This is a genomic window from Roseibium sp. LAB1, from assembly GCF_054658235.1.
The window spans coordinates 1-14,241 of the sequence record NZ_BAAGIB010000012.1; the positions used below are offsets into that span (position 1 = coordinate 1).

Consider the following 14,241-nt stretch of genomic DNA (forward strand, 5'->3'; position numbering starts at 1 on the left):
CGCTTGAGAAAGTGGCAAAACCCAAGTGTCGCATTTCTTTCGGGCTGAACATGTCGCGCCTCTAATCGGCTTTGACAGCCTGTGTAAGCGCCAGACTAAAATGTCTCACATGTGCAATTCAAAAATGTCACGCTTCCCGCGTCTTGTAGATTGTCGGGAGTTTAGACATGCGATGGGTGTTGATGACCGCGACTTGAAGCGGGTCGATGACAGCGGCATTGACGAACACCACGGAAATGGCGGTGCCGGCAATGGTCCTGGGACTTTCGTAAAGACAGACACACGTTGACCTGTCACGATTGATTTCATCGATATCAAGCTCGGATACGACGATGTCGACAAACACGTTGCGGCAATTGCAAACGCCCCGACCGGACAATCGCGAAATATGTCGCGATACGACCTGTTTGTATTTGAAATCACACTTACTGCGAGCGACCGGCTGTAAGTTCGCGCTGGTTCAATCGAAACCTGCAGTGCCTATTGCAACGCTGCGGAAATTTGGAGCTTTGATTATGGCTATTAACTCATCAATTGGAATTGTCGGCTCGGTCGGAAAAAACGGCACCAACAATGCACCGGACGTGCGCGCCGTTCAGCAGCGCTTCAATGATCTGATGCATCCACCCCGGGTCCCGCTCGTGGTTGACGGAAAGTGCGGAAGAAAGACACGCGCAATGATCCGCGACTTCCAGCGGTCGGTGCTCGAATTCCGTTGGCCCGACGGCCGGGTTGATACCAACGGCAAGACAATCATCGCGATGAACGATCCCGCGTCCGAAGGAATCTGGGCGCAGATGTCGATCCCGCCGGATATACCGGACACACCTGATACGCCGTCCGGGGGAAACAAGACATCTGATGAAATTGATGAAATCATCGAAGACCTGAAGGCCGAGTTCGGGATGAACGAAGGCGAAGAAAAGGCGATGCGGAACCTGCTCAGTGAATTGCTCAAGGGCAATCATCCAGGCGGGCCCACGACCGCTGACAAGGCGGGGAGTTATGGACGGCTCGCCTTTCAGGCCCTTCGCGGCGGACTTGTTTTCGCGGCTGCCAACAGCTCGTTGTGGGTGGTCGGCGCGTTCCTCAACATGGCTGCGCCTTTCGTGATGCTTTACGGATTTCTGAAGGCGCTCGACAAGTCCATGGAATCGGGGTCTCGAGTCTACGGTGCAGTGGGTGCCGCTTACGCGACTGCCTATTGGGTGCACGGCGGCCTGAAACCCTACGGATGCCAGACGCTGATCAATCGAAACAAGTCCAACCCACCGCAGTGGCAGCAAAAACCCGAAAACATGGAAAAATGCTGGCGCGCAGGCTGGAAGTCGGCTTGGGATGCAATGGAGAAAATGTGTGCCGACGAGGCTCGGCGGGCCGGGTGTAGCGACGCGGAAATGCGCAAGGCGCTCAAGTTGTTCATGGGGGTGAACAGCGCCGCCAAGATCGCCCGTCGCAGCATGGAACAGATCGGTCAGGATCTGCGACTGAAGGATCCGAATGTCGCGGATGTCGTGTCGCGCCTCGCAAACGAGTTGATCTATCCTCATTGATCGGGGCTGGATGGAGGGAAGTCTTCCGCCCTGAATTGAACAGGACTTCTGCGAAACAGCAGCAGCGGTCCTTACCTTTCAGGTATTTGTTGTTTCGTTAGCTTTTTGCCGGAGACCCAATTCGTCCGTCAGTTACGCTTTTCGACCTGAACGGATCCCTGAAGGATGCCTTTGATGGCATCTTCCAACCTTCATACAGCACTTTGGACACGCGGTTGTCTACGGCATGTTTTGCTGTTTGGTTGGAAACGGAAACTGTCCAGATAGTGCCATGTCCCCGGTTGCGGATTTAGTTTGGACGACAGGTTACCTGCAGTTGGAAATACCGGATTAGGCGAAGACCTGAAGCAGGTTTGCCGAACATCGTTTTTGCCCGGCAAACCTGTTTTCGACACTGAACTTACATTGGTGGCATAATGACCTTGTCGATCACGTGAATGACGCCATTGTCAGCCGCGACGTCGGCAGTGACGACTTTGGCGTCGTTGATCATCACGCCATTGTCGAGGTCAACCGAGATTTCGCTGCCTTCAACGGTCTTCGCCATCATTCCATCCGAAAGGTCCGTCGACATAACCTTGCCGGGAACCACATGGTAGGTCAGGATGGCGACCAGCTTTTCCTTGTTCTCGGGTTTCAGAAGATCGTCAACCGTGCCGGCAGGCAACGCGGCGAACGCTTCGTCGGTTGGCGCGAAAACGGTGAACGGTCCCTCCCCTTTCAGGGTTTCAACAAGACCAGCGGCTTGAACGGCGGCAACGAGAGTGCCGAACGACCCTGCACTGACTGCAGTGTCGACGATGTCGGCGGCCTTAGCCGGTAGAGCCACCACGGATGCTACGATGCCGATTGCAAGATACTTGGCGAATTTCATCTGATGCTCCTTGTCACGAACTGAAGCTGGCTTCACACCAGCAACTCAGATACGTGATCGCACCCGCCAAGGATCTGAATCCGGAATTGCTCTCGGGACACATTAAAGTCAGCATGTTTTGATCGGCCAAAAGTGATCCAAAACCCGGGTTTGGCAATCAGCGTGTAAACGCTGACGTTCTCTTCTTCCTGCTGACACTAGTCCGGCGTTTCCTTCAGTGCCGACAGCAGCCGTTCAAGGTCGCCTCGGTCATTGAAACAATGGATTGAAGCACGAACGACAGGTGCACCAATGCGAGTTGAGAAATCCAATGGCGCGTGAAGCGCGGAGGAGACCGAAACATGCACGCCGGCGCGACGCAGCCTGGCAGCAGTATCGGTAGCAGCTTCCATGTGGTGACGAAACGTCACGATGCCGCTCAGATCCGGTCCAGTGTCGAAGCAATGGAAGCTGTCCGTCTCGGCGAGCATGCTCCGCAGGTCAGACGCCAGGTTGCGCACCCGGGCTTCAATTGCCGGCAGGCCGACAGTCCGGGCATATCTAATTGCCTCGGCCAGTCCGATCACACCCGCAATGTTGCGCTCCCAGGTTTCGAAGCGTTGCGCACCGCCTGCCTGAAGCAGGTGTCCTTCCGGAGTGAGATTTGCGGAATGGAGATCTGCGAAGGGCGGATCAAGGTGTTCAAGCATCGACCGGCGCACATAAAGAAACCCTGTTCCGCGCGGCCCCCGCAGGAATTTTCGGCCCGTTACGCAAAGCATGTCGCAGTGCAGCTTTTTGACGTTCAAGTCCAGCTGACCTGCCGATTGACAGGCATCAAGCAGGAAAGGCACCGCGTTTTCATTTGCAATCCGGCCGATAGTTTCCGCCGGGTTGATAAGACCACCCTGCGTGGGGCAATGGGTAAGGGCAATCAATCGTGTTCTCGGACCAATCAGCCGCCTGACCGCGTCTTCATCAATTTGGCCAGTCTCGTCGCTAGGCGCAAGATCGATGATGATACCCTCACGCGTGGCGCGTTGAACCATGGCCAGGTAGTTGGATGCATATTCAGATGCATGGGTAATGATCCTGTCTCCGGGGCGGAAACGCAGACCATAAAAGGCCATATCCCAGGCACGCGTGGCATTTTCGACGAAGGCGATTTCGTCAGGGCCGTCTGCGCCGATCAGTTCTGCTGCCTCGCGGTAGAAGTTGTCGACCTCCGCGTGCGCCACGTCATGGGCTGCATAGCCACCAATTCGCCGTTCGAGGTCGAGGTGACGAAGAACAGACTGATAGACCGGCTCCGGCATCGGTGAAGCACCGGCGTTGTTGAGATGGACATAGTTTTTGCAGGAGGGCGTGTCTGCCCGCAAACGTTCTATTGGAAAGGTCATGCTGTCGTCCCTGGAAGATGCCTTGCGATTTCCTCGAGATGAACGTGCCCGGTTCCGCAACATCCACCCCAGATATCCATATGCGGATAGCGTCTGCCGACGTCGGCCATCAGCGCCCCAAGCTCGACGGGATCGCCTTCCTCCAGATGACCAAGCTTGCAAAGCGCGATCTTGTCCATCTTGGCCGCGTTCGGTCGAATGGAACGGATGCGGCGCGTCCAGGAACCGTCATCAAGCGCCGGCTCGAACTCATACGGGTGAGAACAATTGAGCGAGAAAAAAGCGGGATAGCTGTCTGTTGCAACATCGACGATGGTGATCGCCTCAGCCAGTGGAACGCCGGTGCTCAGCCTGTGCGCGCTGTCGAGCGAAAAGGAGACGGCAATCGGCATGTCGAGGGTGCGAGCGGCTTCAACCGCGCCAATTGCCTCGGCCGGACTGTTGAATGTCATGGCCCAGACCAGATCTACATCGGCTTCCTTGAGTGTGGTCATTTGTACCGTGTGATAGTCCCTCGCCTCCTCCACGGTGATGCGGCGGTCACGGCCATATGCGTCTCCCCGTGGGCCGACGTAACCCGAAAAAAGAGCTTGAGGGATCTGTCCGGTGTATTCTGAGGCCACGTCGCGCAGGAACTGGATCGACCGCAAGTTCGCTTGTCGCAGCCCTTCGGGTGAATAGCCCAGCTTGGCGGCCCAATCGGGACTGGCGCGATAGTCGAATCCCCCAATCAGGGCTCCGTGACCAAACTTGCTCACCACATCCAGATATCTGCGATACATATCCCGAATAGCCTTCGCCGGCTCCGGACGTTCGAGGAGCGGGAACATGGCGAATTCGGGCAGGTCGAAGCCCCATTTGTACATGATTTCGGTTTCGATGCCCCCCTCGGTCAGGAAGTAACGGCCAGGCTCCGGGTGTGGGAAGGAGCGTTTCATCGTTCAGGTCTCCCGGAAAAACAAGACAGGTTGAATTGCGCTGGCAGTGGCATGCCACCACCACCGAGGCAGCGATTGAGGCTCTGGCCACGAAAGGGAAAACAGCGGAAAATCGGCACGTGCATGTCTTCAAGACACGGCCGGTACCTGGTGAGGCGTAAGGACATTGAGAAGCTCCTGATAGTGTGAAGCTCATCCTCGCCCGGAAGCACGCCGCCGTGATAGACGACCCGTGGTCAACCAATCGCCCCTCAATAAAGTCAATGAAAACAATGGCCTGCCTGAAGGGTGCCGGTTAAGGCCGATCCTTTTGTAGGCTCAGGTGCACTTATGGTGCAGTTTCCTTCAAGGCTCTCGGGCGATAGGGTCGAGGTGTAAAAACTTCAAAGTGACATAAAACCGTCAGGCGAGGTCACCAATGCAAAACGACAGCAGCAGATCGAAGCGGGCCAGGATCCTCGACATCGCCGAAGCCGGTGTGCTGGCCAAGGGCTTTGGTGCGACGTCCATCGATGAGATCATTGCCGAGGCGGAAATCACCAAGAGCGGCTTTTTCTATCACTTCAAGGACAAGAACGAACTCGCCCGTGCGCTGCTGCAGAGGTACCTGGACACCGAAGAGGCCATACTCGACGAGGTTTTTTCACGCGCGCGGGATCTTCATGAGGATCCCCTGCACTCGTTTCTGATCGGTTTGAAACTTCTCTCGGAAATGATGCGGGATCTGCCGAACGGGCATCCGGGCTGCCTTGTCGCGACTATCGCGTATTCCGAACGACTGTTCGATCGAGAAGTGCGATCCCTGAACCGGCAAGCCATCCTGACATGGCGCGAGCGTTTTCACGGGGTGCTGCTGGAGATCGCTTCCATGTATCCGCCAAATGATGACGTCAACCTGCGGCATGTCGCCGACATGGTCACGAACACGGTCGAAGGCGGCATCGTGATGTCCCGCGCGGTGGAAGAACCACAGCTTCTCGCAGATCAGATCATGCTGCTCCGGTCCTACATCAAGCTGCTCTTCAGTCCGAAACACACCTGAGAAGCAATCGACTTGCCGACTGACAGGTGACCATCGGAGGTGCTTCGTTGGTCACCATCCACCAGACGAACCACTCTGAGCAGACTGTCGGACGATACCCGGGGATCATCCAGTTGGTTGATAACAACGCCAAGGAGATCCAAGCGTTCGCTTCTGGGCTGGCGCCGAGCGGGCCTGCTCCGGTGTCACGGCCAGGTGGACATTGTCAGGTCCGGTTTTTTCACATCAAAGACGGCAGCCGGTCGACGCGTCGAACAGGTGTACGTCCTGCGGGTTCACCTTCAAATGAAGCACGGTGCCGGGGCGCAAGGCCGGATCCGGAGCAAGGCGGGCGGTCAGTTCCTGACCATCAAGCATACAGATTGCCATCGTATCGGAACCCAGTGGCTCAAGAACGTCGATCGTTGTCTGAAACATCGCTTCATCCGCGGCGCATGGGGTCAGGTGCTCCGGTCGCACACCCACCAGAATGCTTCCGTCTGCCGGGAATGCTTTTCCCGGAAGCGAAACCGGGGAACCGCCGATCCTGATAGCTGGGCCATCTCCCTCTGAAATGCAGGTGCCATCCAGGACGTTCATTTTCGGAGACCCGATGAACTCACCGACAAACCGTGTTTTCGGAGATGCGTAGACGTCAACAGGAGCGCCTTGCTGGACGACTTCACCATCTTTGAGAATGACGACCCTGTCTGCCAGCGTCATGGCTTCCACCTGGTCATGGGTGACATAAATGGTTGTCGTCTTGAGCAGACTGTGCAGCCGCTTAATCTGCGTTCGCATGTCGACACGCAGCTTGGCATCAAGGTTCGACAGGGGCTCGTCGAACAGGAACACTTTCGGACGGCGCACAATTGCTCGACCCATGGCAACCCGCTGACGCTGACCACCCGACAATTGGCCGGGTTTGCGGTCCAGAAGCTGGGTGATCTGCAGAATTTCAGCTGCCTCTTCCACGTGTGACCGGCGTTCCTGTGACGTCATCCCGCGCATCTTCAAGCCAAAACCGATGTTTTCGGCAACAGACATGTGCGGATAGAGAGCGTAGTCCTGAAACACCATCGCGATGTCCCGCTCACGCGGTTCAAGGTCGTTGACCACCTTGCCACCTATCCTGAGCTGCCCTCCGGTGATCTCCTCAAGGCCGGCAATCATGCGAAGCAGAGTGCTCTTGCCACATCCGGACGGGCCGACAAATGCAACGAATTCTCCGTCCTGCACGTCGAGGTCGATCCCTTTGACCGCCTGGAACGCGCCATAGTTCTTTTCAATCCGCTCGAGCTGAATGTCGGCCAAGTCCACCTCCCAATAATCTCGATTTGCGTCGTCTCGTCGCCTTTTTCAGGACCCGGATGAGTGCGGCGCATTTCAATTCCCGTCAGGCCTGCCCGCAATCCCGTCACCGGGTAGACTTGACCGAAGCATCATTATCGGTACATTATCGATAACGTTATCGATATACAAGAGATCAAACGCACCATGGCGGCTGAAAGCTTCGACAATCAAAACGGCAAGTCGGGACGGGCACGGCAGCAGGTGCGCCGAGGCGCAAAGCGCAGCAATGTCCTGTTTGAATGTCTGCAAAAGGAAATCATGCTGGGCGAGTTGCCGCCCGGCACGGCTATCCTTGAACTGGAGCTTGCCAACCGTTTCGAGTGCAGTCAAAGCACGGTGCGCGAGGCCCTCATGTTTCTCCAGACCGATGGCCTTGTCGAACGCCTGCATCATCGCGGTACTTTCGTCGCCGATAGCCGCATTGAAGATGCCCGGGAGCTGATCCTCATACGGCACGATATCGAATGCCGGGGTGTCAAACGGGTTCTGAACCGTTTTGGTCCGCTCCTGCGAAAGGAACTGGAGTCCGATCTTGATGGCATGCGAACTGCTGCGAAAGACAATGACGAATACCAGTTATCGCTGCACGACCGGAACTTTCATCTGAACCTCTACAACGCTGCAGACATGCCGACGGTACGCCCGATCCTGCGCCGGTGCCTGATTCACAATCACCGTTTCAAGATCCTGAATTCGGAGCCGAACCGGGGCCTCATGGAAACTGCGGAACGCCACGTTGCCATTCTGGATGCGCTGGCGGCAGGAGATGAAGCAAACGCCGTCAAGGCCTTGTCCCATCACATCACGACCATCGTCGACTTCGGCCCGAGTATCTTAACCGGCGACGCCGCAAAAGAAGGTGCGGGGCAATGACGCTGCGTCTTCCTGATCCCGCTGATCTTCTGCCGAGCGAACGCATGCAGTGGCTGCTTGAAAGACTGGCCATTGAGGATGCCGGGCTGGGGGATCCCACACTGCTTTCACCGGCCGATGGCCGCGCCCTCGCCGCGCAGAGCAACAGGCGCTGGAACACCGATCTGCCGGACATGGCATCTGCCGATTTCTCCCTTCTCGCCACCGAAGGTCACAAGATCGGCTGCAGGTTGCTCAGTCCTTCAGGAGCTGGCGGGCTGATTGTGTTCATTCATGGCGGTGGATGGGCGTTTTGCAGCCGCGACACCCATGAACGAGCAGCACGTCTGCTGGCTCTTGAGGCCAATGCTCACGTTCTGACATTCGACTACCGTCTGGCTCCGGAAACGCCATACCCCGGTGGTCTGAACGACTGTCAGACGGTGTGGGATGCGGTTCTTGGCGGGCATGAAATGCTCCGGGGCTGCGGGAAACCAGTCGCTGTTGCCGGCGATAGCGCAGGAGCGAACCTCGCCTTGTCCCTGCTGCTTTCGCTGCAGGCTGGCGGGAAGACGTCGCCCGACGCGGCGCTACTGTTTTACGGTGTTTACGACGCTGACTTTGAAACCGTTTCCTACAAGGACCAAAGGGACGGCCCGGGTCTGACCCGTAACAAGATGATCCGTTACTGGAACTGGTACGTTGCCAGCCCGGAGGACCGCAACTCTCCACTGGTTTCGCCGCTTCAGGCAAGTGACGCCCAACTGCAATCTCTTCCGCCTCTTTTTTTGAATGCGGCGGCAATCGACCCCCTTCGTTCAGATACGGAAAATCTCGTCCGGCGGCTGCGCAGCCTCGGCCGTACGGACCCGTACGTTCTGTATCCGGGTGTCGTCCATGGGTTCATGCAAATGAGCCTTGAACTACCCGAAGCCCGTTTGGCTGCTGCGGAAGCTGGGAGGGCTTTTCGCGAACTGACGGGCGCTTGAAAGCACATAAATCAAAGAGGAGGAAGACATGTCAAAAATCCTATCGGCCGCACTGGCCCTCGGTCTTCTGGCCGGAACCGGCATTGCCCAGGCAGATGAAACCGTCAGGTTCTGGTATCACTTCGACAATGCCGACAATCCGATGTCCGAACTTGTCGCCAAATTCGAAGCGGAAAATCCCGGCATCAAGATCGAAGCCGAGAACATCCCCTGGAACAGCTACTACGACAACCTTTACACGTCGATCGTTGCAGGCAATGCGCCGGACGCGGCAATGGTGAAGATGTTCGCGCAACCGCGCCTGGTTGAAATGGGTGCGCTGGAGCCGATCGGTGACAGGATCAATGCATGGGATGGGAAAGCCGATTTACAGGACAATCTCCTGAACCTCACCAAGGCATCCGACGGTAATACCTACTATCTGCCGATCCAGTATGTGGTTCTCTACCTCTATTACCGGCAGGACATGTTCGAAGAGCTTGGCCTGGACGTGCCCAAGACCTGTGACGACTTCCGCGACGCCGCCATCAAGCTCACCCGTGATACCGACGGTGACGGGCAAACGGATGTCTACGGATTTGGTTTCCGGGGTGGCAAGGGCGGCCACGATCACTGGGGCACACTGGTCCTCTCCCACGACGGTGTCGACTTTTCCAGGGACAGCCTGACCAGTGAAGCCGGCGTTGCCGCCACCCAGTGGGTGGTTGATCTGTTTCAGAAAGACAAGGTCTTCCCGCCATCCGCACCCAATGATGGTTTCAAGGAAGTGACCGGCGCGTTCAAGGCCGGCAAGACGGCCATGACCATCCATCACATCGGGTCATCCAACGGCATGGTTGAAGCTCTCGGTGACGCGGTTTCCGCTGCACCCGTTCCTGAATGCGGCGGCGGTCACTGGACATCCTTTGGCGATGAATCGACGGCTGTCTTCTCGACGGCGCAAAACAAGGATGCCGCGTGGAAGTGGATCTCTTTCCTGTCCAGCGAAGGCAACAACACAGAGTTCAACAAGGCAACCGGACAGCTGCCGGTGACAAAGTCGGATTCTGCGAACTGGACCTTGCATGAGAAACGTTTTGTCGATGCGACGATTGATTCCCTGCCATTCGCCAATCTTCTGCCGAATGTTCCCGAAACGTCCGATTTCGTGAACACGGTCTGGCCGGTGAACATGCAACGCGCTCTGACAGGTGAAATTACCGCGGAGCAGATGAACGCCGAAATCAACAAACTCTATAATCCCTGATTTCACTGTGGCGGGGTGTCCGGTCCGAGGTCCGACGCTCCGCTTCAACGTGGCCCCATCACCAGGGATTTCATGGAACACGATAACGACCGGCTGCCGGCAATCCTGCCGGAAGCATCGCCCCGAATTTGCCCGGCGACCCCCAGTCTTGGGCTCCAAACGGACTAATTGACATGCTCACGATGAAAGAACCGGTGGGCCGGGCGGCCCTGGCGAGAAAGGTGCTTCCCTACGCACTGCTGTCACCGGCCGTTCTGGTCACGCTCGCCATCGTATTCTTTCCGATGATCCAGGCAGCCTGGATGAGCCTGCACGACTACATTCTCTGGAAACCCAAGGATTTTTCGTTCGTAGGCTTGAAGAACTTCGCCGCGGCCCTCGGTGATGAGGTTTTCTGGATATCCCTGAAACACACCGTCATCTGGATTGCCCTGACAATTCCGGCACAGCTTCTGCTTGGGCTGGCGACAGCTCTGCTGCTCAATCAGCAATTTCCCTGGCGCCCGCTGGCAAGGGCTCTCATCATCATTCCCTGGGCGCTGCCAAGTGTCGTGATCGCACTCATGTGGGTCTGGATATATGACGCCAACTACGGGATCCTGAACGAGTTTCTGCTGAGGCTCGGACTGGTCAAGGCGTCCGTTCCCTGGCTTGCCGATCCCGACACAGCTCTTTACGCAATCATTCTGACACTGACCTGGCAGGGCTTTCCCTTCTTCGCGGTCATGATCCTTGCCGGACTGCAGTCCATTCCCAAAAGCTACTACGAGGCTGCCTCGCTGGACGGGGCCAGCACGTTGCGCCAGTTCTGGCACATTACGCTTCCGGGAATATCAGGTGTTCTGGTCACGGCGGTTTTGCTGAGGACTATCTGGGTGGCCAATTCGATCGACGTCATCTTCGTGATGACTGGTGGTGGACCCGGCTATGCCACTTACACCCTGCCGCTCTATGCCTTCATCAAGGCCAGGACCAATCTCGACTTTGGCTACGGCTCGTCTCTGGCAGTGCTCTTCACTCTGATGCTGCTTGGACTTGTCATTGTCTATCTCCGCCGCGCAGGAAGGGGGATCGACTGATGGTTGGACGCAAATCCCTTGTGAGGCGTGTTCTCACCGTCGATCTGCCCATGCTGGCAATCCTGACCTTCACTCTCGGGCCCTATCTGTGGATGTTGTTGACGTCACTGACATCCGAAGACCGGCTGTTCACGGAAGGTCCGAGCCTGTACGGCGCGACGATTGAAAACTACGTCCGCCTGTTTGCAACGGTCGGCTTCCTCACAAACCTTGGCCATTCCTTCATCATCGCGGCCGGAACCGTGGTGGTCGGTCTGACCTTGTCGGTCACCGCCGCCTACTCCTTTTCGCGCTTTTCGTTCCGCGGAAAGCGCTACCTTCTGCTGCAATTCCTGGTCATTAACATGTTTCCGGTGGTGCTCCTGATCCTGCCGCTTTTCGTGATGATGCGGGTGCTCGGCATTCTGGACACGCATCTGGCTCTCATCATTGCCAATGCAACGGTGGCCATCCCCTTTTCGGTCTGGATGATGACCAGCTACATGAACGGTATTCCCAGGAGCCTGGATGAAGCAGCCATGACTGACGGCTGCAGCCGTCTTGGCGCCCTGTGGCGCGTGGTGCTGCCACTTTGCACGCCAGGCATCATCGCAACGGGCATCTATATCTTCATCACCGCGTGGAACGAGTATCTCTACGCACTCACCCTGGGTGGGCGGAATGTCAGGCCCATTACGGTCGCGATCCAGACCTTGATCGGCGAATACGAAGTCGAGTGGGGCTTGCTGACCTCGGGCGGCATTATTGGCGCCCTGCCCGCCACCATACTGTTTCTCATCGTACAAAAACGCCTGATCAGCGGCCTGACACAAGGAGCGGTCAAGGGATGACAACACATAGGCATCTTCAAGTGACAAACCCCGTCGGTATCATTTCAATGCAATTCGTTCGCCCGTTCACGGGCGCCGACCTTGGCCTCTTCGGGAGGATCCGTGAGCTTGGTTTTGACTTTGTCGAACTTCTGGTCCCAGAACCCGAGGATGGCCTGGATCTCAGGGAAACCAGACAGGCCCTGGAAGATGCCGGACTTGACGTGGTGCTTGCGGCCAGGGTCAACCTGCAGCGATCGATAGCCAGTGAAGATGCGTCCTACCGTGAGGGGGGCATCGAATACCTGAAACGTTGTGTGGATGTCGCCGCTCAGGTCGGTGCGAGGATTATTGGCGGTCCGCTTTATGGTGAACCTCTGGTTTTTGCCGGACGCGCGCCAACGCCGTGGAACGGGGAGCAAATTCAGGCGCGAGCCGACCGCACGAAGGAGGGGCTTGCAAAGGTGTCTCCACTTGCAGCGGAGGCCGGATGCGTCTTCGCGCTGGAAGCCCTGAACCGGTTCGAGACCGATATTGTTTCCACAACGGCACAGGCAATTGAAGTCGTCGACGCAGTGTCTTCGCCAGGGCTCGGCATAGTTCTGGACACCTTTCACATGAACATGGAAGAACGGTCGATCGCCGATGCCATTCGCGCAGCGGGCTCGCGGATCGTGCATTTTCAGGCCAATGAAAATCACCGCGGGTTTCCGGGAACCGGGCATCTGGACTGGCCGGTCATCATGCGTGCGCTTGCCGACACCGGCTACGAAGGCCCCATTTCGCTGGAGCCGTTCCGCCGGGATGATGACAGGGTCGGTCTGCCGATTGCCCATTGGCGTGCTCCACACCAGGACGAAACCGGAAAACTCACGGCGGGGCTTGCACTCATCAGGTCCTGCCTGGCCACGGCGGGGGCGAACCAATGACCTTGAACATCGGATGGATCGGCTGCGGCCGGCACGCTACGCAGATGCTTATGCCGCAGCTCGGCCGCAACGACATCAGGGTTGCTGCGGTGTGCGACGTCAACGCAGATGCTGCAGCCCGGGCTGCCTGGCAGTATGGTGCAGGAGAAGTCTATTCGGATTATCGCGACCTCATTGCCCATAAGGGACTGGATGCTATTGGCATGGCGGTCGGACCGGACCTTCATCATGCCGCTTCGCTCGAAGCCTTGAAGCACGGGCTTCCGGTTTTCCTGGAAAAGCCGCCAGCAGGCAATGCGAGCGCTGCCGCAGACATCGCATCTGCGTCCGAAAAGCATGGCAAGCCCGTCCTGGTCGGCTTCATGAAACGTTATTCGACTGGCAACAGAATTGCGGGCAACTACCTGAACGGGGGCGATTTCGGTGACATCCTGGGTATTTCAGGCACCTATATGACGGCACCGACCTATTTTGCCGGACAGGTCGATTACACCGGGTTCTATCTCCATCACTGTGTCCATTACATGGATTTGATCCCCTGGTTTGCAGGCTCAGACTTTGCAGACATGGCATTGCGCAAGAATGAGCCCAAGCCCGGTCACCTGCTCTTCCATCTCAACTTTGAATGCGCAAACGGGGTCATCGGAACCATAGTAATGGGCACCGTCCAATCCCGTGGCACGCCCATGGAGTTTATCCAGATCATGGGTGACCATGTCCGTCTGGAAGTGGACAATGTAATCAATGTTGCCTGCTTCAGAGACCCCGCCTTCAAGGCGGACGATCCCTCGGCGACACTTTCAAATCAGGCGGACACACTGTCCTGGACCCCGAACTTCACTGCGGCCGCGAATGAAGATCACAAGGGGTACAACGCGCTGATTGCAGACGTCGCCAACGCGCTCAAGGGCGCTTCTTCAAATGCCCCGACCATTCATGACGGTGTGCGGGCAATGGTGAATCTGGAACGCATGGTCAGCCTCATCTGACTACGCCGCGGACCGAATTCCTCCCGGGTACTGCGGTTTTCCGGCGAATGATCGATGGAAGGATCGATCATTCGCCGGGGCTTTTTTTGCCTTGACGAGGGAGTGAACTGTCATCCCGACGAACGGTTGCCCGCAGCGATCATGACGCCGGTGCCCATGGCGATCGCATCGAAGAGTGTCAGGCTGTTTTTCTTGTAGTCGGATGACATACCGATCTCCGTCAAAACAGG

General features: G+C 57.0%; 14 protein-coding genes. 9 read left to right on the plus strand and 5 right to left on the minus strand.

What is annotated here, in order from left to right; genetic code table 11:
• Window positions 1-127: 127 nt before the first annotated feature.
• Window positions 128-346 carry a hypothetical protein gene (locus ACYQ54_RS28345; RefSeq protein ID WP_460088464.1) on the minus strand — a complete coding sequence of 73 codons (219 nt, stop codon included), beginning with the start codon at window positions 344-346 and terminating at the stop codon, window positions 128-130.
• Here ACYQ54_RS28345 and ACYQ54_RS28350 point away from each other — a divergent pair.
• The gene (locus ACYQ54_RS28350; RefSeq protein WP_460088466.1) at window positions 333-1,553 is read left to right on the plus strand and encodes a peptidoglycan-binding domain-containing protein; all 1,221 of its coding nucleotides are present in this window, start codon (window positions 333-335) and stop codon (window positions 1,551-1,553) included. The two genes, ACYQ54_RS28345 and ACYQ54_RS28350, sit on opposite strands and share 14 nt — an antisense overlap.
• Window positions 1,554-1,953: 400 nt before the next feature.
• Here ACYQ54_RS28350 and ACYQ54_RS28355 read toward each other — a convergent pair whose 3' ends face one another.
• The 3 genes from ACYQ54_RS28355 to ACYQ54_RS28365 all read right to left on the minus strand — a co-directional run bounded on the left by ACYQ54_RS28355 (window position 1,954) and on the right by ACYQ54_RS28365 (window position 4,744).
• Complete coding sequence (locus ACYQ54_RS28355; protein ID WP_460088468.1) at window positions 1,954-2,427, minus strand: fasciclin domain-containing protein; 474 nt, start codon at window positions 2,425-2,427, stop codon at window positions 1,954-1,956.
• 197 nt (window positions 2,428-2,624) lie between these two features.
• Window positions 2,625-3,806: an aminotransferase class V-fold PLP-dependent enzyme gene (locus ACYQ54_RS28360; protein WP_460088471.1), complete on the minus strand. Its 1,182-nt coding sequence runs from the start codon at window positions 3,804-3,806 to the stop codon at window positions 2,625-2,627.
• A complete protein-coding gene (locus ACYQ54_RS28365; RefSeq protein ID WP_460088472.1) occupies window positions 3,803-4,744 on the minus strand; it encodes a homocysteine S-methyltransferase family protein in 942 nt (313 codons plus the stop codon). The genes ACYQ54_RS28360 and ACYQ54_RS28365 overlap by 4 nt, the downstream gene beginning before the upstream one ends.
• 418 nt (window positions 4,745-5,162) lie before the next feature.
• On the opposite strand from ACYQ54_RS28365, the gene ACYQ54_RS28370 reads away from it, so the two are divergent.
• Window positions 5,163-5,786, plus strand: a complete 624-nt coding sequence (locus tag ACYQ54_RS28370; RefSeq protein ID WP_460088474.1) for a TetR/AcrR family transcriptional regulator — start codon at window positions 5,163-5,165, stop codon at window positions 5,784-5,786.
• 225 nt (window positions 5,787-6,011) lie between these two features.
• Here ACYQ54_RS28370 and ACYQ54_RS28375 read toward each other — a convergent pair whose 3' ends face one another.
• On the minus strand, window positions 6,012-7,079 hold the full coding sequence (locus tag ACYQ54_RS28375; RefSeq protein ID WP_460088477.1) for an ABC transporter ATP-binding protein: 1,068 nt from the start codon (window positions 7,077-7,079) through the stop codon (window positions 6,012-6,014).
• Between the two features lie 183 nt (window positions 7,080-7,262).
• Between ACYQ54_RS28375 and ACYQ54_RS28380 the strand changes: the two genes are divergently transcribed.
• The 7 genes from ACYQ54_RS28380 (at window position 7,263) to ACYQ54_RS28410 (ending at window position 14,011) form a co-directional block, all read left to right on the plus strand.
• Window positions 7,263-7,991, plus strand: a complete 729-nt coding sequence (locus tag ACYQ54_RS28380; protein ID WP_460088479.1) for a GntR family transcriptional regulator — start codon at window positions 7,263-7,265, stop codon at window positions 7,989-7,991.
• A complete protein-coding gene (locus tag ACYQ54_RS28385; protein WP_460088481.1) occupies window positions 7,988-8,959 on the plus strand; it encodes an alpha/beta hydrolase in 972 nt (323 codons plus the stop codon). The genes ACYQ54_RS28380 and ACYQ54_RS28385 overlap by 4 nt, the downstream gene beginning before the upstream one ends.
• A gap of 28 nt (window positions 8,960-8,987) precedes the next feature.
• A complete protein-coding gene (locus tag ACYQ54_RS28390; RefSeq protein WP_460088483.1) occupies window positions 8,988-10,205 on the plus strand; it encodes an ABC transporter substrate-binding protein in 1,218 nt (405 codons plus the stop codon).
• Window positions 10,206-10,378: 173 nt separating this feature from the next.
• Entirely contained in the window at window positions 10,379-11,284 is a 906-nt protein-coding gene (locus ACYQ54_RS28395) for a carbohydrate ABC transporter permease (RefSeq protein ID WP_460088486.1), read from the plus strand.
• The gene (locus ACYQ54_RS28400) at window positions 11,281-12,114 is read left to right on the plus strand and encodes a carbohydrate ABC transporter permease (RefSeq protein WP_460088494.1); all 834 of its coding nucleotides are present in this window, start codon (window positions 11,281-11,283) and stop codon (window positions 12,112-12,114) included. The genes ACYQ54_RS28395 and ACYQ54_RS28400 overlap by 4 nt, the downstream gene beginning before the upstream one ends.
• Window positions 12,115-12,161: 47 nt before the next feature.
• Window positions 12,162-13,022, plus strand: coding sequence for a sugar phosphate isomerase/epimerase family protein (locus ACYQ54_RS28405; RefSeq protein WP_460088489.1), 861 nt, complete (start codon window positions 12,162-12,164; stop codon window positions 13,020-13,022).
• Window positions 13,019-14,011 (plus strand): Gfo/Idh/MocA family protein, encoded by a 993-nt coding sequence (locus ACYQ54_RS28410; RefSeq protein WP_460088492.1) that lies wholly within the window; start codon window positions 13,019-13,021, stop codon window positions 14,009-14,011. Before ACYQ54_RS28405 ends, ACYQ54_RS28410 begins: the two co-directional genes overlap by 4 nt.
• The last annotated feature ends 230 nt before the right edge of the window (window positions 14,012-14,241 follow it).